This is a genomic window from Pseudomonas putida (assembly GCF_022627325.1).
In the GTDB taxonomy this organism is placed as follows: domain Bacteria; phylum Pseudomonadota; class Gammaproteobacteria; order Pseudomonadales; family Pseudomonadaceae; genus Aquipseudomonas; species Aquipseudomonas putida_X.
In genome coordinates this window covers 105,020-124,193 of sequence record NZ_JAETZZ010000016.1, presented here as the reverse complement: position 1 = coordinate 124,193, position 19,174 = coordinate 105,020, and the positions used below count along the sequence as shown (strand labels likewise).

General features: G+C 62.9%; 19 protein-coding genes. 13 read left to right on the top strand and 6 right to left on the bottom strand.

Going from position 1 to position 19,174, the window contains the following annotated elements:
* Window positions 1-105 precede the first annotated feature (105 nt).
* Window positions 106-969, top strand: coding sequence for a YicC/YloC family endoribonuclease (locus tag JNA92_RS22640; RefSeq protein WP_241806753.1), 864 nt, complete (start codon window positions 106-108; stop codon window positions 967-969).
* 13 nt (window positions 970-982) lie between these two features.
* The gene (gene gmk, locus JNA92_RS22635; protein WP_241806752.1) at window positions 983-1,603 is read left to right on the top strand and encodes a guanylate kinase; all 621 of its coding nucleotides are present in this window, start codon (window positions 983-985) and stop codon (window positions 1,601-1,603) included.
* A gap of 75 nt (window positions 1,604-1,678) precedes the next feature.
* Here gmk and JNA92_RS22630 read toward each other — a convergent pair whose 3' ends face one another.
* The 3 genes from JNA92_RS22630 to JNA92_RS22620 form a co-directional block, all read right to left on the bottom strand.
* On the bottom strand, window positions 1,679-3,217 hold the full coding sequence (locus tag JNA92_RS22630; protein WP_241806750.1) for an APC family permease: 1,539 nt from the start codon (window positions 3,215-3,217) through the stop codon (window positions 1,679-1,681).
* A 114-nt stretch (window positions 3,218-3,331) separates the two neighbouring features.
* Window positions 3,332-4,081 carry a gamma-glutamyl-gamma-aminobutyrate hydrolase family protein gene (locus JNA92_RS22625; protein ID WP_241806749.1) on the bottom strand — a complete coding sequence of 250 codons (750 nt, stop codon included), beginning with the start codon at window positions 4,079-4,081 and terminating at the stop codon, window positions 3,332-3,334.
* 4 nt (window positions 4,082-4,085) lie between these two features.
* Window positions 4,086-5,429 carry a glutamine synthetase family protein gene (locus JNA92_RS22620; protein WP_372490517.1) on the bottom strand — a complete coding sequence of 448 codons (1,344 nt, stop codon included), beginning with the start codon at window positions 5,427-5,429 and terminating at the stop codon, window positions 4,086-4,088.
* A 244-nt stretch (window positions 5,430-5,673) separates the two neighbouring features.
* Between JNA92_RS22620 and JNA92_RS22615 the strand changes: the two genes are divergently transcribed.
* The 5 genes from JNA92_RS22615 to JNA92_RS22595 all read left to right on the top strand — a co-directional run bounded on the left by JNA92_RS22615 (window position 5,674) and on the right by JNA92_RS22595 (window position 10,363).
* Complete coding sequence (locus JNA92_RS22615; RefSeq protein WP_241806746.1) at window positions 5,674-6,546, top strand: LysR family transcriptional regulator; 873 nt, start codon at window positions 5,674-5,676, stop codon at window positions 6,544-6,546.
* Between the two features lie 203 nt (window positions 6,547-6,749).
* Complete coding sequence (rpoZ, locus tag JNA92_RS22610) at window positions 6,750-7,013, top strand: DNA-directed RNA polymerase subunit omega (protein WP_012312123.1); 264 nt, start codon at window positions 6,750-6,752, stop codon at window positions 7,011-7,013.
* 59 nt (window positions 7,014-7,072) lie between these two features.
* Window positions 7,073-9,178 (top strand): bifunctional GTP diphosphokinase/guanosine-3',5'-bis pyrophosphate 3'-pyrophosphohydrolase, encoded by a 2,106-nt coding sequence (gene spoT / locus JNA92_RS22605; protein WP_241806745.1) that lies wholly within the window; start codon window positions 7,073-7,075, stop codon window positions 9,176-9,178.
* 23 nt (window positions 9,179-9,201) lie between these two features.
* Entirely contained in the window at window positions 9,202-9,582 is a 381-nt protein-coding gene (locus JNA92_RS22600; RefSeq protein ID WP_012312121.1) for a RidA family protein, read from the top strand.
* Window positions 9,583-9,637: 55 nt separating this feature from the next.
* Window positions 9,638-10,363, top strand: coding sequence for a hypothetical protein (locus JNA92_RS22595; protein ID WP_241806744.1), 726 nt, complete (start codon window positions 9,638-9,640; stop codon window positions 10,361-10,363).
* Window positions 10,364-10,488: 125 nt separating this feature from the next.
* On the opposite strand, the gene JNA92_RS22590 is transcribed toward JNA92_RS22595, so the two are convergent.
* The gene (locus JNA92_RS22590) at window positions 10,489-11,346 is read right to left on the bottom strand and encodes an SDR family oxidoreductase (protein ID WP_241806743.1); all 858 of its coding nucleotides are present in this window, start codon (window positions 11,344-11,346) and stop codon (window positions 10,489-10,491) included.
* Between the two features lie 189 nt (window positions 11,347-11,535).
* Between JNA92_RS22590 and exbB the strand changes: the two genes are divergently transcribed.
* From exbB to JNA92_RS22560, 6 genes are all read left to right on the top strand, one after another.
* Window positions 11,536-12,507, top strand: coding sequence for a tonB-system energizer ExbB (exbB, locus tag JNA92_RS22585; protein ID WP_241806742.1), 972 nt, complete (start codon window positions 11,536-11,538; stop codon window positions 12,505-12,507).
* A 3-nt stretch (window positions 12,508-12,510) separates the two neighbouring features.
* Window positions 12,511-12,939 carry a TonB system transport protein ExbD gene (gene exbD / locus JNA92_RS22580; RefSeq protein WP_241806741.1) on the top strand — a complete coding sequence of 143 codons (429 nt, stop codon included), beginning with the start codon at window positions 12,511-12,513 and terminating at the stop codon, window positions 12,937-12,939.
* Entirely contained in the window at window positions 12,936-13,670 is a 735-nt protein-coding gene (locus JNA92_RS22575; protein WP_241806740.1) for an energy transducer TonB, read from the top strand. The genes exbD and JNA92_RS22575 overlap by 4 nt, the downstream gene beginning before the upstream one ends.
* Window positions 13,671-13,764: 94 nt before the next feature.
* Window positions 13,765-14,691 (top strand): hydrogen peroxide-inducible genes activator, encoded by a 927-nt coding sequence (locus JNA92_RS22570; protein ID WP_241806739.1) that lies wholly within the window; start codon window positions 13,765-13,767, stop codon window positions 14,689-14,691.
* 3 nt (window positions 14,692-14,694) lie between these two features.
* The gene (gene recG / locus JNA92_RS22565) at window positions 14,695-16,773 is read left to right on the top strand and encodes an ATP-dependent DNA helicase RecG (protein WP_241806737.1); all 2,079 of its coding nucleotides are present in this window, start codon (window positions 14,695-14,697) and stop codon (window positions 16,771-16,773) included.
* Between the two features lie 78 nt (window positions 16,774-16,851).
* On the top strand, window positions 16,852-18,255 hold the full coding sequence (locus JNA92_RS22560; protein ID WP_241806736.1) for an aminoacyl-tRNA deacylase and HDOD domain-containing protein: 1,404 nt from the start codon (window positions 16,852-16,854) through the stop codon (window positions 18,253-18,255).
* Between the two features lie 32 nt (window positions 18,256-18,287).
* Here the strand turns inward: JNA92_RS22560 and JNA92_RS22555 are convergent, their stop codons facing one another.
* Together JNA92_RS22555 and JNA92_RS22550 are read right to left on the bottom strand one after the other, a co-directional pair.
* The gene (locus tag JNA92_RS22555; protein ID WP_241806734.1) at window positions 18,288-18,665 is read right to left on the bottom strand and encodes a helicase; all 378 of its coding nucleotides are present in this window, start codon (window positions 18,663-18,665) and stop codon (window positions 18,288-18,290) included.
* Window positions 18,666-18,812: 147 nt separating this feature from the next.
* Window positions 18,813-19,112, bottom strand: a complete 300-nt coding sequence (locus tag JNA92_RS22550) for an HU family DNA-binding protein (RefSeq protein ID WP_241806733.1) — start codon at window positions 19,110-19,112, stop codon at window positions 18,813-18,815.
* Window positions 19,113-19,174: the final 62 nt, after the last annotated feature.

Sequence of the window (19,174 nt, the reverse complement as noted above, 5' to 3'; positions counted from 1 at the left end):
TCTGTAACATGGGCGGATTGGGCGCCAAGGGCACACTGCGCTACAATCCTGCGCCTTGCAGCCGAAAGGCTTTCCCGTTCACATCATCTACGCGAGGTACTCACCATGGTGCACAGCATGACCGCTTTTGCTCGTGTCGAGCGCGCAGGCAGCCAAGGCACCCTGGTCTGGGAACTGCGCTCGGTCAACCACCGCTATCTTGAACCTCATCTGCGCCTGCCCGACGCCCTGCGCGACCTGGAAGGGGCGGTGCGTGAGGGGCTGCGCCAAGGCCTGTCGCGCGGCAAGGTTGAATGCACCTTGCGCCTGCACGAAGACAGCAACGGCAAACCCCTGAAGGTCGACCACGCGCGTGCCGCGCAACTGGTTGCCGCCGCCGAAGAAGTGGCCGGCCTGATCAAGCAGCCGGCGCCGCTCAACCCGCTGGAGGTATTGTCCTGGCCGGGCGTGCTGGTGGCCGACGCCAGCGACCCGCAGGCGCTCAATGCCGAAGCAGTGGCACTGTTCGACGAGGCCCTGGCCGAATTGAAAGCCGGGCGCCTGCGCGAAGGCCAAGAGCTGGCCCGCCTGATCAACGAGCGGCTGGACAGCATGGCGAGCGAGGTCACCACACTGCGTGCCCTGGTACCGCAGATGCTGGCCGCACAACGGCAGAAGATCATCGACCGCTTCGGCGACCTCAAGGCCGAGCTCGACCCGCAAAGGCTGGAGCAGGAGATGGTGCTGCTGGCACAAAAGAGCGACGTCGCAGAGGAGCTGGACCGCCTCAGCACCCATGTCAATGAAGTGCGTCGGGTGCTCAAGTCCGGAGGGGCCGCTGGCCGGCGCCTGGACTTCCTCATGCAGGAGCTCAACCGCGAGGCCAATACCCTGGGCTCCAAGGCCTTCGACCCGCGTAGCACGCAAGCGGCGGTCAACTTGAAGGTACTGATCGAACAAATGCGTGAACAAGTACAGAACATCGAGTAAGGCCACCCCTACCATGAACCACAGCAGCGGCACCCTCTATATCGTCTCGGCCCCGTCAGGTGCCGGCAAGACCAGCCTGGTCAACGCCCTGATCAAGGAAGACGAACGCATCAGCGTTTCCGTCTCGCACACCACACGCGGCAAGCGCCCGGGCGAGGAGCATGGCGTCAACTACCACTTCGTCAGTCATGACGAATTCAAGGCGCTGATCGACAAGAACGATTTCCTTGAACACGCCGAAGTGTTCGGCAACTTCTACGGCACCTCGCGTAGCACGCTGCAGCAAGTGCTGGACCGGGGCGATGACCTGATTCTGGAAATCGACTGGCAAGGTGCCCGCCAGGTGCGTGAGCTGATGCCTGAAGCCCGCTCGATCTTCATCCTGCCGCCGAACCTTGAGGCGCTGCGCCAGCGCCTGGACGGGCGCGGACAGGACAGCGATGAGATCATTGCCGGCCGCATGAAAGAGGCCGTCAGCGAGATGCAGCACTACGACGAGTACGAGTACGTCATCATCAACGATGACTTCGATGCCGCGCTGGAGGAATTGAAGGCGGTGTTCCGCTCCAACCGTCTGCTGCTGAACAAGCAGCAGGAGCGGCACGGGGCATTGCTCAAGCAGTTGATCGGCTGAAGAGAGCTGGGCCGCCTTGCGGCCCTTTCGCGCTGAGGTATGTCGCGAACGGGGCGCACAGCGCGCCCCAAAGCATCAGTCCTGCAGCTGCAGGGTCGCCTGCTGTCGCAGGGTAGCGCCCAGGAAGTAAGCCGGCGCACGCATCCGCGACAGCATCATCAGCACTATCCCCAGTGCCGAGATGATCGCCGCAATCACGAACACCAGCCCAACGCCAGCCACATGCGAGCCACTGCCAAAGTCCGGCGACGCGCTGTCGATGGCGGTGCGCACGAAGATCACCGAAAGGATCACCCCACCCAACAACGGGCACAGGCCGCGCATGCAGAAGTGGCGCAGGCTGTCGAACAGGCTGTGGCGGAAATACCACACGCAGGCGAACGCGGTCAGCGAATAGTAGAAGCAGATCATCATGCCCAGGGCGGTGATGGTGTCCGCCAGCACGTTTTCGCTCAGGGTACGCATGGTCACGTAGAACAGGCCTGCGGCGACGCCGGCACAGATGGTTGCGTAACGTGGCGTCTGCGAACGCGGGCAAACCTTGGCAAAACGCTCAGGCACCGCACCGTAGTAACCCATGGCGAGCAGCGTGCGCGCTGGCGAGACGAAGGTCGATTGCAGCGAAGCGGCGGTGCTCGCCAGCACGGCGATGGACATCAGGATCGCCAGCGGCCCCATGACGGGCCCGGCCAGGTGGGCAAAGACGTTCTCCTGGATACGCGGATTGTTCAAGCCCAGCCCATGCTCGCTGATCCCGGCGAATTGCAGGGTAGCGATGGCAGTGAGCAGATACAGACCCAGAATCAGCAGCACGGTCCAGGTCGCCGCCTTGCCCGGTACCTCGTCGCTGCCGATCGATTCTTCACTGACGGTCAGGCACACGTCCCACCCCCAGAAGATGAAGATCGACAAGGACAGGCCGGCGGCAAAGGCCGAGAACGACTCCACACCGAAGGGGTTGAACCAGGCCAGGTCGAACTCCAGCGGGGCAGGCGCGGTGGTCTCACCGAACGCGGCGAAGGCGAAGCCGATCAGCACCAGCAGCTGCAAGGCCACCAACCCATATTGCACGGTCATGGTGGTGGCCATGCCGCGACAACAGATCCACACGGCCATGGCGATGAACACGCAACAGGTGGTGATGTTGATCAGCAGGTTATCCGCCAAGGCAGCCAACCCCTGGTGACCGGTGATCTGCCCCAGGAACAGGTAGAAGAAATCAACGGCCACGCCGGCCAGGTTGGACAACACAATGGTGGTGGCAACGACCAGCCCCCAGCCACCGATCCAGCCGATCATCGGGCCGAAGGCACGGGCCGACCAGGTAAAGGAAGTACCGCTGTCCGGCTCCGCCGCGTTCAGCTCACGGTAGCCCAGGGCAACCAGCAGCATAGGCAGGAAGCCAACGATGAAGACGGCCGGAAGGTGCTGGCCGACCTCCCGCACGGTGGGGCCAAGGGCCCCAGTCAGGGTGTAGACCGGGGCGATTGTGGAGATGCCCAGCACCACGCTGGCCAACAGGCCAAGACGCCCTTTTGCCAGGCCTTTGCTGCGCTGAGTGCTGCCTGAATCGGCCACATCGGGTGGGCGGCCAGCTTCTGTGTAATTGCTCATGAGTATTTGCCGTAACTATTGGAATTGTTGTCACAGGCCCTGCGAACAAGGCGCTTTCACTCATTGAAAGCTTGCGTATCGGTATCAGTCATCCAAGACCTTCGGGTAACGACCCTACCGTGCAGCATGGGCAATGCAGGCCTCGCGAAACGCCTGGAACAGGCGCTTGGAGACCGGGTTTTCGGCAAAACGCCACTCCGGGTGCCACTGCACGCCGAGCACAAAGCCAGGCGCATCAGGCATCGACACCGCTTCGATCAGGCCATCCGGGGCCCGCGCCTCGACACGCAGGCCCGGGGCCAAGCGGTCGATACCCTGGCTGTGCAGCGAGTTGACCTCGAACTGCGCAGCCAGGCCCAGGCGCTCGAACGCCCCGCCAGGCACAATGCCGACAGGATGACGAGGGCCGTATTGCACCTCCAGGGGTGCGTCCTCAGGTTCACGGTGGTCCAGGTAACCCGGCAGCTCGTGCACGCGCTGGTACAAGCTGCCGCCGAGGGCCACGTTCAATTCCTGGAAACCACGACAGATACAGAACACCGGCACGCCGGCGGCGATGGCCGCCTGCAGCAGCGGCAAGGTCAGGCGGTCACGTGCAAGATCGTGCCGGGTACCTTCCGCGCTGGGGGCGCCATTGTAATGATGCGGCTCGACATTTGAAGGCGAGCCGGTAAAAAGAATGCCATCGAGCCGTGCCAGCAAAGCCTGCGTGTCGCTGCCGCCGTCGCGGGCCGGCAGGATCAGCGGGAGCCCGGCAAAGCCGGCCGCCTCGACATATTTGTCACCCACCGTGTGCGACGAGTTTTTCCCTACCTGCTGACGGCAGGCGCTGACACCGATCAAGGGGACCGCAAATGCGCTCATGGGCTTACACCGTGTGCAGGTACCAGTTGTACTCGAGGTCGGAGATCGATACTTCGAACTCGGCCAGCTCACTTTCCTTGCAGGCCACGAAGATATCGATGTAGTCCGGGCTTATGTATTGGTTGAGGACTTCGCTGTCATCCAGCGCGCGCAGCGCATCGCGCAGGTTGTTCGGCAGGCTTTGCTCCAGCTGCTCGTACGAATTGCCCTCGATCGGCGCGCCAGGTTCGACCTTGCTGGTCAAGCCGTGGTGGATACCGGCGAGGACCGCGGCGAGCATCAGGTAAGGGTTGGCATCGGCGCCCGCCACGCGGTGTTCGATGCGTACGTTTTCGCTGCTGTCAGTCGGTACGCGGACAGCCACGGTACGGTTGTCCAGGCCCCAGCTCGGCGCGTTCGGCACGTAGAACTGCGCGCCGAACCGGCGGTAGGAATTGACGTTCGGGCACAGGAACGCCATCGACGCCGGCATGGTCTCCAGCACGCCACCAATGGCATGGCGCAGCGCGTCGCTCTGCAGCGGGTCTTCATGGGCAAAGATGTTCTTGCCGGTCTTCTTGTCGAGCAGCGAAATGTGCACGTGCAGGCCGTTGCCCGCCTGGCCCGGGTACGGCTTGGCCATGAACGTGGTGTCCATTTCATGGTCGTAGGCGACGTTCTTGACCAGGCGCTTGAGCAGGATCGCGTAGTCGCACGCCTTCAGCGGGTCGGCAACGTGGTGCAGGTTGACTTCGAACTGCGCGGGGGCGCTTTCCTTGACGATGGCATCGGCCGGCAGGCCCTGCTCCTTGGCGGCTTCCAGCATGTCCTGCAGGCAGTCGACATATTCGTCGAGGTCGTCGATGAGGTAGACCTGGGTCGACTGCGGACGCTTGCCTGAAGTGGGTGAGCGCGGTGGCTGCGGGCGACCGTTGAGGTTGTCCTGGTCGATCAGGTAGAACTCCAGCTCGAACGCGGCGCAGATGTCCAGGCCCAGGTCATCGAACTTGCTCACCACCTGGCGCAACACTTCGCGTGGGTCAGCGAAGAACGGTTCGCCTTCCAACTCGTGCATGGTCATCAGCAACTGGGCGGTCGGGCGCTTTTGCCAGGGCTCGTTGCACAGCGTCCCGGGGATCGGGTAGCAGATCCGGTCGGCATCGCCGATGTCCAACCCAAGCCCTGTGCTTTCAACGGTCGAGCCATTTATATCGAGGGCGAACAGCGATGCCGGCAGGTTGATCCCCTTTTCGTACACCTTGTGCAGGCTGGCCCGCTCGATGCGCTTGCCACGTACCACGCCATTCATGTCGGAGATCAGCAGATCGACGTACTGGGTTTCCGGATGGGCCTGGAGGAAGTCTTTCATCTCGCTGGAAGAACTGGCGCACGGGGTGACCGACGTCATGGTGTACATCCTTTGAAGGGCTGCGGCGATAGGGGGATACGGCTGGCGCCTCACGGGCGACGATGGTTGCAGCTGTTGTTTTTTTAACTTTCCCATCGTGGGGATTGGTTACCCGACCGAGCGCATTGATTCCCGGGGGCAGTTCCACTATAAAATGGCCTCAATGCAACAGACATTGGCATTTCGGCAAGTAGAGCGTGCACCAATGCAATATCAGATCACCCACGCCGACCTCTCCCTGGTCCTGGCCCTGGAGCGCGGGCGCTCACTGGCCAAGGCCGCCGAACTGCTCAAGGTCGATGTATCGACCGTGTTCCGTTCGATTCGCCGGCTCGAGTCGGCACTGGGCACCGCACTGTTCGTCAAGAGCCGCAAGGGATACCTGCCGACCGACACGGCCCAGGCCCTGGCCGAGCAGGCCGAACGCGCCGAGCAGGCACTGGATGCCGCGCGCATCGCCATGACCAGTGGCGAGCAGGTGGTCAGCGGTACCGTGCGCCTGACGTGCACCGAGGCGGTCATGCACAGCTTGCTGCTGCCGGCCCTGGCCGAGTTCATGCCCAATTACCCGGCACTGTCGCTGGAGATGGGCACGTCCAATACCTTCGCCAACCTCAGCAGGCGCGATGCCGACATTGCCCTGCGCCTGACCAATACGCCGCCTGAGCACCTGGTCGGCCGTTGCCTGGGTTCGACGTCCTATGTGATCTGTGGCCAGGCGCAATGGCGCGAACGCCTGAGCGAGTCTCACCACAACGTGCCATGGATTGCCCCGGACGACTCCATGCAGGACCACCCCACCGTGGTCTGGCGCAACCAGCAGTACCCCGGGCTGAGCCCGCGCTACCAGTGCAGCAGCATGTCGACCATTGCACAGCTGGTGAGCACGGGGCTGGGCGTTGCGGCGCTGCCCGACTACATGGTCCACGCGCTGCCTGGCGTCGAGGCGCTGAGCGGACCGCTGGCCGGTTGCGACACCCAACTGTGGTTGCTGACCCGGCCCGATTGCCGGGCTTTGCGCTCGGTGCAGACATTGTTCGAAGAGCTGACCCCGAGGTTGCGCGGCGCGATGTTGTGAGATACAAGATGAGTGTGTCTGTTACGGCCCTTTCGCGGTGGTTCGGCGCCTCGGCAAGGCCGCGTGCGCAGGGTGAAGGATGCAGGCCTGATTGGGTATCCGGCAAAACAGCGCTTCCCTATTGGCTGGTGATTTTTTAAACTATCGAGTCCGCCTGCCCATATTGGGCTGCACGCCCATCGCATTTGCTACTGAGGAAGACCATGGCCCGCGTAACTGTTGAAGACTGCCTGGAACACGTGGATAACCGTTTTGAGCTGGTCATGCTCTCGACCAAGCGCGCCCGTCAGCTGGCTACCGGCGGCAAAGAGCCGCGCGTAGCGTGGGAAAACGACAAGCCAACCGTCGTTGCCCTGCGTGAAATCGCAGAAGGCATCGTCACCAACGAATTCATTGCTGCTGAAGAGATCGTTACCGAGGATCCGGTCTTCGCCGCCTTCGAGGACGAGTCCAACGAGGCTGTCTGATCCATGCCTGGTCGACGTCGCGCGGCACAAGGCCCTCTTCCTCGGCAAGAGGTGAAATCATGCCGGGCATAGAAGCCTTAGCCGAACGGCTGTCGACCTACCTGGGGCCCGAACAGGTCAACCTGGTTCGGCGCGCCTATTTCTACGCCGAACAGGCACACGATGGGCAACGCCGCCGCAGCGGCGAGCCCTACGTGACCCATCCGCTGGCGGTAGCCAGCATCCTCGCCGACATGCATATGGACCATCAGAGCCTGATGGCGGCCATGTTGCACGACGTGATCGAAGACACCGGCATCGCCAAGGAAGCGCTCAGCCAGCAGTTTGGCGAAACGGTTGCCGAGCTGGTCGATGGGGTCAGCAAACTGACCCAGATGAACTTCGAGACCAAGGCCGAAGCGCAGGCTGAAAACTTCCAGAAGATGGCCATGGCCATGGCCCGCGATATCCGCGTGATCCTGGTCAAGCTCGCCGACCGCCTGCACAACATGCGCACCCTGGAAGTGCTGTCTGGCGAAAAACGCCGACGCATCGCCAAGGAAACCCTGGAAATCTACGCCCCCATCGCCAACCGGCTGGGCATGCACACCGTGCGCGTAGAGTTCGAAGACCTTGGCTTCAAGGCCATGCACCCCATGCGGTCGTCACTGATCCATCGGGCGGTCAAGAGCGCACGCGGCAACCGCAAAGAGATCGTCGCCAAGATCGAGCACTCGCTGGCCAACTGCCTGGCTGCCGACGGTATTCAAGGCGAGGTCAGCGGCCGGCAGAAACACCTCTATGGCATCTACAAGAAGATGCGCGGCAAGCGCCGCGCCTTCACTGAGATCATGGACGTGTACGCCTTCCGCATCATCGTCGACAAGGTCGACACCTGCTACCGCGTGCTCGGTGCCGTGCACAACCTGTACAAGCCGCTGCCCGGGCGCTTCAAGGACTACATCGCGATCCCCAAGGCCAACGGCTATCAGTCGTTGCACACCACGCTGTTCGGCATGCACGGCGTGCCCATCGAAATCCAGATCCGTACCCGCGAAATGGAAGAGATGGCCAACAACGGCATCGCCGCGCACTGGCTGTACAAGTCCAACGACGAGCAGCCCAAAGGCAACCATGCGCGCGCCCGCCAGTGGGTCAAGGGCATCCTCGAGCTGCAGCAGCGTGCCGGCAACTCGCTGGAATTCATCGAGAGCGTGAAGATCGACCTGTTCCCTGACGAGGTCTATGTCTTCACGCCCAAAGGCAGGATCATGGAGCTGCCCAAAGGCTCCACCGCCGTGGATTTCGCCTATGCGGTGCATACCGATGTGGGCAACAGCTGCATCGCCTGCCGCATCAACCGGCGCCTGGCACCCCTGTCCGAGCCGCTGCAGAGCGGTTCGACGGTTGAGATCGTCAGCGCCCCGGGCGCGCGGCCCAACCCGGCCTGGCTCAATTTCGTGGTCACCGGCAAGGCCCGTACGCACATCCGCCACGCACTCAAGCAGCAGCGACGTTCCGAGTCGATCAACCTGGGCGAGCGCCTGCTGAACAAGGTGCTGACCGGTTTCGACAGCAGCCTCGAGCAAATCCCTCAGGAGCGTATCAACGCGATTCTCGCCGAGTACCGCCTGGAACTGATCGAGGACCTGCTCGAAGACATCGGCCTGGGCAACCGCATGGCCTATGTGGTGGCCCGCCGCCTGCTGTCAGCCGAAGGCGAGCAGCTGCCGGCGCCGGAAGGCCCGTTGGCGATCCGCGGCACCGAAGGCCTGGTATTGAGCTACGCCAAGTGCTGTACGCCCATCCCGGGCGACCCGATCGTCGGCCACCTGTCGGCAGGCAAGGGCATGGTCGTGCACCTGGAGAACTGCCGCAACATCAGTGAAATCCGGCATAACCCGGAGAAGTGCGTACAGCTTTCCTGGGCCAAGGACATCACCGGCGAATTCAATGTCGAGTTGCGTGTCGAGCTGGAGCACCAGCGCGGCCTGATCGCCCTGCTGGCCAGCAGCGTCAATGCCGCCGACGGCAACATCGAGAAGATCAGCATGGACGAACGCGACGGCCGCATCAGCGTTGTCCAACTGGTGGTCAGCGTGCACGACCGCGTGCACCTGGCTCGTGTGATCAAGAAGCTGCGTACGCTGACCGGCGTGGTCCGCATCACCCGCATGCGTGCGTAGTCCGCCAACCGCAAGGAGTCATCATGAGCAAGACCGTCATCAACAGCGACAAGGCCCCTGCCGCCATCGGTACCTACTCGCAAGCGATCAAAGCCGGCAACACCGTTTACATGTCGGGCCAGATCCCGCTGGACCCGAACACCATGGAACTGGTTGAGGGCTTCGAAGCCCAGACCGTACAGGTCTTCGAGAACCTCAAGGCCGTTGCTGAAGCTGCCGGCGGTTCGTTCAAGGACATCGTCAAGCTGAACATCTTCCTCACCGACCTGAGCCACTTCGCCAAGGTCAACGAAGTCATGGGCCGCTATTTCGAGCAGCCATACCCAGCCCGTGCTGCCATTGGTGTTGCCGCGCTGCCAAAAGGCGCCCAGGTAGAAATGGACGCCATCCTGGTCATCGATTGATGCCGCAGGTGACGGGCACCCTGCCCGTCACCTTTCAGTTCAAGGTCAACCTACCATGCGTCAAGCACTGCCCTTCGCGCTGGCAGCCCTGCTTCTGAGCGGCTGCGCCAGCCACAAACCCGAAGACTTCAACGGCACCTGGATCAACCAGGACGCCATCGACGCCGCCGTCAAAGGTGGCAGCCTGCGTCAGGCCCTCGATGAGCACGGCCCCATCTTCGAGTGGAAACTCGATGTGGCCAGCCAGCGGGCCAGCTACAGCAATGGTTTCGAGGCCGCTGACGGCCAATTGAGTGCCACTGACAAGCAGTGGCAGGCCAGCTTCCCGGGCGGCCAGACCGAACAGCTGGCGCTCGATGGCGACGAGCTGAAGGCCACAGACACAACCGGCGCCGAACGCAGCTTCGTCCGCGCCAAACAACCCGGCAATGTGAGCCTGGGTAGCAGCTTCGAAAAAGCACTGTACCAGGCGTACCTGGGTGGGGACTGGAAGATCGTCGAAGGCCAGGGCAAAGGTAGCGTCGTCCACTTCGCCGACAACGGCGGCGTAACCGGCCTGCCCGGCCCGGACCGCTACGCTCTGTGCCTGGCCGGCGATTGCGCCAGCATGGGTGGCAGCAACGACAGCCTGTGGCTGGAGCGCAACCAGCGTGGCGCGCCATTCATCTTCAAGCGCGATGGCGACAAGCTGGAGATCTTCCAGGCGCTCAACCGTGCACAGCCTGATGAAATCCCGCAACTGGCCGCCGGTAATCGCCAGTGGGTGCTGGAGAAGGACTGACTCAAGCCCCGCCTGGCTTCACTGGCCTGATCGCCGGCAAGTCGGGCCCCACAGTTACGGTGCAGGCCTGCGACCTGACACTGCCCAGCGTGGGGCCGGCTTGCCGGCGATAGGGCCAGCAGGCCTCAGCCTTGGCCTTTCAGGATCGCCGCGTACCCTTCCTTGTAACTCGGATACTGCGGTACCCACCCCAATGCCCGCACCCGGGCATTGCTGCAGCGCTTGCTGCCAGTGCGGCGCACCCGCTGCTCATCAGACCATTCGGTAACGCCCATGTACGCTCGCAACCAGCCAACCACATCGGCCAGTGGCGCAGGGTCGTCATCAACGCCGATATAGCAATCATCCAACGCCACACCCTCGGCATCGGCCTGCAGCAGGAACGCCAGCAGGCTCCCGGCATCCTCGGCATGAATACGGTTGCCAAACAGCGGCGGCTCGGTGGCCACCCGATAGCCCTGACGCACCTGGCTCAGGAGCCACTCACGCCCGGGGCCATAGATCCCGGTCAGGCGCACGATGCTTGCCGGCAGGCCGCTGCTCAGCGCCAGCCGCTCCGCCTCCAGCATCACGCGCCCCGAATAGCCTTGCGGTTCGGTAGGTGCGGTCTCATCGATCCACTCCCCATCCTTTTGTGCAAACACGCTGCTGCTGGAGACGAACAGCAGGCGGCGCGGACGTTGCCCACGCTCGGCCAACCACCCCAGCACGTGACGCAAGCCTTCGACGTAGGCGCTTTGGTAACCCGCTTCATCGTGCTGGCTGGCGGCTACGCAGTACACCAGATAATCCGGGGAACGCTGCGGCCAAGCCTGGGGCATGCCCGGATCGGACAGGTCGGCAGCGATCGGTACAACACCCTGTGGCAGGTGTTCGACCGAGCGACGCAGGCCGCTTACCTGCCAGCCACGGGCGAGCAATTGGCGAGCCAGCCGGCCGCCTACGTCACCACAACCCACGATCAATACGGAACGGTCTGACATCACTTAACTCCTAGACCAAAGAATCAGGCTAGCCGGATTACACGATGGGCGGCTAGACCATGGGCGAAAAAAGCTACAATATTACTTTTGTTAACAAGAATTACTTGCAATAATAGCGCCCCTATCTGTTCTCGGCCTGTATCGAGGCCTTGGAGAACGCACACTTCTTCTTCATCAGGTCCGGCCAGCATGACACGTACTCAACCTTCCGCTTCGCCAACCCCGTCGCGCGCCTGGCGCGCCATCGCTGCGCTGATGTTCAGCCTGGTCCTGGCCCCAGTGGCTATGGCCGATGAGCCCAATACCAACGTCAGCACCCCTGCAGCGGCAAGCGCGCCAGCCACCCCTGCCAGCGAAGGCCAGGCCCCTGCTGGCGACGCTCAGGTCGCTACACCGGTCGATGCGCCGGCAGCGGCAGCCCCGAGCACCGAAGCGGTGGTTGAGGACACTTCGCTGGGCATGGCCCATGACCTGTCGCCGTGGGGCATGTACAAGAACGCCGACGTGGTGGTGAAAGCGGTCATGATCGGCCTGGCCATCGCCTCGATCATCACCTGGACCATCTGGATCGCCAAGGGCTTCGAGTTGATGGGCGCCAAGCGTCGTCTGCGCGGCGAAATCGCCCAGCTGAAGAAGTCTGCCAGCCTCAAGGAAGCCAGCGACGTCTCCAACAAGGAAGGTACTCTGGCCCACACGCTGGTCCACGATGCCCTGGAAGAAATGCGCCTGTCGGCCAACGCCCGCGAAAAAGAGGGCATCAAGGAACGCGTCAGCTTCCGCCTGGAGCGCCTGGTGCATGCCAGCGGCCGCAACATGAGCAGCGGCACCGGCGTGCTCGCCACCATCGGTTCCACTGCGCCTTTCGTCGGCCTGTTCGGTACCGTGTGGGGCATCATGAACAGCTTCATCGGCATTGCCAAAACCCAGACCACCAACCTGGCCGTCGTTGCCCCCGGTATCGCCGAAGCCCTGCTGGCCACCGCCCTGGGCCTGGTCGCCGCGATTCCGGCCGTAGTCATCTACAACGTCTTCGCCCGCTCCATCGCCGGCTACAAAGCCCAGGTTTCCGATGCTTCGGCGCAGGTCCTGCTGCTGGTCAGCCGTGACCTGGACCACCAGGGTGGCGAGCGCGTCGCCCCGCACATGGTGAAAGTGGGGTAAGCCATGGGCCTGCATCTCAACGAAGGTGGCGACGACCTCGCCGAAAACCACGAAATCAACGTCACGCCGTTCATCGACGTGATGCTGGTACTGCTGATCATCTTCATGGTGGCCGCGCCGCTGGCCACGGTCGACATCAAGGTCGACCTGCCGGCCTCGACCGCCAAGCCGGCACCGAGGCCGGAGAAACCCGTGTTCGTCAGCGTCAAGGCCGACCAGAAGCTGTATGTCGGTGACGATCAGGTGCCTGCACCCAACCAGCTTGGCCCGATGCTCGACGCCAAGACCAAGGGCGACAAGGAAACCACCATCTTCTTCCAGGCCGACAAAGGTGTGGATTACGGTGACCTGATGGAAGTGATGAACAACATGCGCGCGGCCGGCTACCTCAAAGTCGGTCTGGTAGGTCTCGAGACGGCAGCCAAGAAATGACGAAGACGCGGCACAATCTGGCGCGTTACAGCGGCAGCCTGGTACTTGTGCTGGGTGTCCATGCCGTCGCTGTGCTGCTCACGCTCAACTGGTCGGTGCCCCAGGCCGTCGAGCTGCCCCCGGCAGCCATGATGGTCGAGCTGGCACCGCTGCCCGAGCCGGCACCGCCACCACCACCGAAGGCCGCTCCACAGCCGCCGGCACCGGTCGAAGAACCGCCGTTGCCCAAGGTGGCTGAAGCGCCCAAACCAAAGATCGCCATCGCCAAGCCGCCCAAGCCCAAACCCAAGCCTCAACCTCCGAAGCCTGTGAAAAAGCCTGAGCCGCCGAAGGATGAGCCACCGACCAAAGAACAGGTCGTGGACACGCCGCCAACCAATACGCCACCGCAGAAGTCGGCGGCACCGGCACCAAGCATTGCCGCGAACAGCAAGGCGCTGCCGACGTGGCAGAGCGACCTGCTGCGCCACCTGGCGAAGTACAAGCGCTACCCGGAAGATGCTCGCCGCCGGGGCCTTCAGGGCATCAACCGCCTGCGCTTCGTGGTCGATGCAGACGGCAAGGTGCTCTCGTACTCGATGGCAGGGGGTTCGGGCAGCGCAGCGCTGGACCGGGCAACCATGGAAATGATCCGCAGGGCTGGCAAGGTGCCCAAGCCGCCAGCGGAATTGCTGAACAATGGCACGATTGAAGTCGTAGCGCCGTTCGTCTACTCGCTGGACCGTCGCTGAGACTTTTGTTTCTGTCACACATCGGCAAGTCTGATAACGTGCGTCTATCGATTGCAGCCGCTATGCTGGGCTCGCAACTTCATGGACGCACGTTATGACCCTCACAGAATTACGCTACATCGTCACGCTCGCCCAGGAGCAGCACTTCGGCCACGCCGCCGAGCGTTGCCATGTCAGCCAGCCCACCCTGTCCGTCGGTGTTAAAAAACTTGAGGACGAGCTTGGCGTGCTGATCTTCGAGCGCAGCAAGAGCGCGGTGCGCCTGACGCCAGTCGGTGAAAGCATCGTCGCCCAGGCGCAGAAGGTACTGGAGCAGGCGCAGGGCATCCGCGAGCTGGCCCAAGCCGGCAAGAACCAGCTCACCGCCCCGCTGAAGGTCGGTGCGATCTATACCGTCGGCCCTTACCTCTTCCCGCACCTGATCCCGCAGCTGCACCGCGTGGCCCCGCAGATGCCGCTGTACATCGAAGAGAACTTCACCCACGTGCTGCGCGAAAAACTGCGCAACGGTGAACTCGACGCGGTGATCATCGCCCTGCCGTTCAACGAAGCCGACGTGCTGACCCTGCCACTGTACGATGAGCCATTCTGCGCCCTGATGCCCGCCGACCATCCCTGGACCGCGAAAAAGACCATCGACACCGCCATGCTCAACGACAAGAGCCTGCTGCTGCTCGGCGAGGGCCACTGCTTCCGCGACCAGGTTCTGGAAGCCTGCCCGACGCTGAACAAAGGCGGTGAAGGCGCCAAGCACACCACGGTGGAGTCCAGCTCGCTGGAAACCATCCGCCACATGGTCGCTTCGGGCCTGGGCGTGTCGATCCTGCCGCTTTCGGCGGTGCACAGCCACCATTACGCACCGGGGGTCATCGAAGTGCGCCCGCTTACCGCGCCGACACCCTTCCGCACCGTAGCCATCGCCTGGCGCGCAAGCTTCCCGCGGCCCAAGGCCATCGAGATCCTTGCTGACTCGATTCGCCTCTGCTCGGTAGCCAAGCCCGCTGTGGAACAACCGGCCTGAGTCATGACTGAGTTGTCGAAGGTCTCGGTCACCGCGCTCAAGGGCGTAGGCGAAGCCATGGCGCAGAAGCTCGCCAAGGTCGGCCTGGAAAACCTGCAAGACGTGTTGTTCCACCTGCCGCTGCGCTATCAGGACCGCACCCGTGTGGTGCCTATCGGCGCCTTGCGCCCCGGCCAGGACGCAGTGATCGAAGGCGTGGTCAGTGGCGCCGATGTGACCATGGGCAAGCGCCGCAGCCTGGTCGTGCGCCTGGGTGATGGCAGCGGCGTGCTCAGCCTGCGCTTCTATCACTTCAGCAATGCGCAGAAGGAAGGCCTCAAGCGCGGGACGCACCTGCGCTGCTATGGCGAGGCCCGCCCCGGCGCCTCGGGCCTGGAGATCTACCACCCGGAGTACCGCGCACTCAATGGCGACGAGCCGCCACCGCCGGTCGAGCAGACCCTGACGCCGATCTACCCGTCCACCGAAGGCCTCACCCAGCAGCGCCTGCGCCTGCTCTGCCAGCAAAGCCTGGGTATGCTCGGCCCGCGCAGCCTACCGGACTGGCTACCGGACGAACTGGCCCGGGACTACCACCTGGCACCGCTGGATGATGCCATCCGCTACCTGCACAACCCGCCGGCTGATGCCGACCTTGATGAACTCGCCGAAGGCCAGCACTGGGCCCAGCACCGCCTTGCCTTCGAAGAGCTGCTTACCCACCAACTGTCGCAACAACGGCTGCGGGAAAGCCTGCGCAGCTTGCGCGCCCCCGTTCTGCCCAAGGCCAAGCGCCTGCAGGTGCAATACCTGGCCAACCTGGGCTTCACGCCGACCGGCGCACAGCAGCGGGTAGCCGATGAAATCGCCTACGACCTGAGCCAGGCCGAGCCGATGATGCGCCTGGTACAGGGCGATGTCGGCGCCGGCAAGACGGTGGTTGCCGCACTGGCGGCGCTGCAAGCACTGGAGGCGGGCTACCAGGTGGCGCTGATGGCGCCCACCGAGATTCTCGCCGAGCAGCACTACATCACCTTCAAGCGCTGGCTGGAGCCGCTGGGCCTGGAAGTCGCCTGGCTGGCGGGCAAGCTCAAGGGCAAGGCCCGCGCCAGCGCCCTGGAACAGATCGCCAACGGTGCACCGATGGTGGTGGGGACCCACGCGTTGTTCCAGGAAGAAGTGCACTTCAAGCACCTGGCCCTGGCGATCATCGACGAACAACACCGTTTTGGGGTGCAACAACGTCTGGCCCTGCGCAAGAAGGGTGTTGCAGGCGAACTGTGCCCGCACCAGCTGATCATGACTGCCACCCCGATCCCGCGCACGCTGGCGATGAGCGCCTACGCCGACCTCGACACCTCGGTGCTCGACGAGCTGCCGCCAGGTCGCACACCGGTGAACACCGTGCTGGTCGCCGATAGCCGGCGTTTCGAAGTGGTGGAGCGGGTACGCGCCGCTTGTGCCGAAGGGCGCCAGGCCTATTGGGTCTGCACGCTGATCGAAGAATCCGAAGAACTGACCTGCCAGGCAGCCGAGAGCACCTTCGAGGAACTGGGCAGCGCCTTGGGCGAACTGCGCGTAGGCCTGATTCACGGGCGCATGAAGCCTGCGGAAAAAGCCGCGGTGATGGCCGAATTCAAGCAAGGCGACCTGCAACTGCTGGTCGCGACCACGGTGATCGAGGTGGGTGTGGACGTGCCCAATGCCAGCCTGATGATCATCGAGAACCCTGAACGCCTGGGCCTTGCTCAATTGCACCAGTTGCGCGGCAGGGTGGGCCGGGGCAGCGCGGTGAGCCACTGCGTGCTGCTGTATCACCCGCCGCTGTCGCAGATTGGCCGCGAACGCCTGGGGATCATGCGCGAAACCAATGATGGCTTCGTGATTGCCGAGAAGGACCTGGAACTGCGCGGCCCGGGCGAGATGCTCGGGACGCGTCAGACCGGCTTGTTACAATTCAAGGTCGCCGACCTGATGCGTGATGCCGACCTGTTACCCGCCGTGCGCGATGCCGCACAGGCCCTCATCGCACGCTGGCCCGAGCACGTGAGTCCCCTGCTCGACCGCTGGCTGCGCCACGGCCAGCAATATGGCCAAGTGTGACGCCAGTACCAGAATGGATCCAGCTTTGCGACCAGACTGGTTATACTTCGCGTTTAAAAGAATCAGTGGATACGGACCATGACTGAAGCTGCCCTGGACACCGCAACCCCACACGCACCCTCTGTCATCCGGCTGTTGCTCGAAAAACTGGGCATTGCCTATCGCGAGGTGCCTGAGCATACGCAACTGCCGGCTGCTTCACGGGTACAGGCGATCCTGCTCGATGACGAGATCGGCGCATTGATGGTGCTGTTCCCGCATAGCAAGCTGCTGGACCTCAATCGTCTGGAAGAGCTGACGGGGCGCAAGCTCAAGGCCGTGCCGTTACAGCGCCTGAAGCAGATGCTCGACAAGCATCATCTCAAGGCCTTGCCTGCGATTCCGGCCTTGACCAGTTCGCCCTGCCTCTATGAGGGCAAGTTGCTCGATGCCGACCGCCTGCTGATCCAGTCTGGTGAAGCCGGGCTGCTGCTGGAAATCCAGCGTGATGACTTCAAGCGCATGATGCACAAGGCCAGCGCTGGCACTTTCGGCCAACCCGTCAGGGAAATCCGCCCCAATCTCGACCGCCCGGATGATGACTCCAGGGAGATTACCCTGGCAGTGCAGGCCTTCACCGCCCGCCGCATCCAGAAGCGCCTGGAAGAAACCATCGAGATTCCGCCACTGGCCGATACGGCGCAGAAAATCATCAAGCTGCGGGTCGACCCCAACGCCAGCATCGATGACATCACCGGCGTGGTCGAAACCGACCCGGCCCTGGCCGCCCAAGTCGTCAGCTGGGCAGCCTCGCCCTATTACGCCTCTCCAGGCAAGATCCGCTCGGTGGAAGATGCCATCGTCCGCGTCCTGGGCTTCGATCTGGTGATCAACCTGGCCCTGGGCCTGGCATTGGGCAAGACCTTGAGCCTGCCCAAGGACCACCCGCAACAGGCGACGCCGTACTGGCAGCAGTCGATCTACACCGCGGCGATCATCGAAGGCCTGACCCGGGCCATGCCCCGGGCCGAACGCCCTGAGGCCGGCCTGACTTACCTGGCCGGGCTGCTGCACAACTTCGGCTACTTACTGCTGGCCCATGTGTTCCCGCCGCACTTCTCGCTGATCTGCCGTCATCTGGAGGTCAACCCGCACCTCTGCCACACCTATGTGGAGCAGCACCTGCTGGGTATCAGCCGGGAGCAGATCGGCGCCTGGCTGATGAAGCTGTGGGACATGCCCGAAGAGCTGTCGACCGCGCTGCGGTTCCAGCACGATCCTGCCTATGACGGCGAATACTCGGCGTACCCCAACCTGGTGTGCCTGGCGACCCGCCTGCTGCGCTGCCGCGGCATCGGCTCGGGGCCGCAGGAGGCGATCCCTGACGAGTTGCTGGAGCGCCTGGGCGTCAGCCGGGAGAAGGCGGAGGACGTGGTGAACAAGGTGCTCGAGGCCGAGAGCTTGCTGCGCGAACTGGCGTCGCAGTTCAACGCACCGCACTGAATACGTTGGGGCTGTTCGGCAGCCCCAGCCATTCAGCCTTTTTTCTTCTTCGGTTTCAGGTATTTCATCAAACCCTGGAACCACATCACCAGCGCCGGATTGCCCTTGATCTGGATGCTTTTGTCCTGGATGCCCTGCATGAACGCCAGCTGCTTGTTGCTCGCCTGCATCGTGGCGAAGCCGTAGGCGGCGTCCTTGAACGCAATGGCAAAGGCTGGCTGTGCATGAGCGCCACCTTTGCTGCTGATGCGTTCGCCACTGACGATGAAGTGCCGGGCAACCTTGCCATCGAGCGTCTGCATCTGGAACACCAGGTCCTTGCCCACGAGTTGCTGCTGAAATGCCGGGTTGTTACGGCTGGCCCTGGCCATCAACAGCCCCATGGCCCAGAGCAGAAAGCGGAACTTCATCAACGCGCCTCGAATATAATGTGACCGAAGCTCGCAGTTTATCCGTTTCCTGGACAATTTACGCAAATTCGCAGCGTCATGCGTTCAGAAAGCGCAACGGGCGCACTGAGGCGCCCGTTTGAACAGAGGCTGCACGTCAAACGTCGATCATTTGGCTTTCTTGCCTGGCTTGGCAGACACATTGACGCTGTCACGCAGGTTTTTACCAGGCTTGAAGGCCACTGTATTGCTGGCCTTGATTTTCACCGGCTCACCCGTCTGAGGGTTCTTGCCGGTACGGGCGCCGCGATGGCGTTTTTCAAACGTACCGAAGCCCACGAGCGTCACGGTGTCTTTGTCCAGCGCACCGGTGATGCTGTCGAGAATGGCGTTGAGCACCTGGTTGGCCTTTTCCTTGGTCAGATCGGCCTTTTCGGCGATGACGGCGGCGAGTTCTGGTTTACGCATAATGAAGCCTCTTTGACGGGAATTCTTGTTGTTATTGCCGTGCTGCCCGTGAAGCAGCGTTC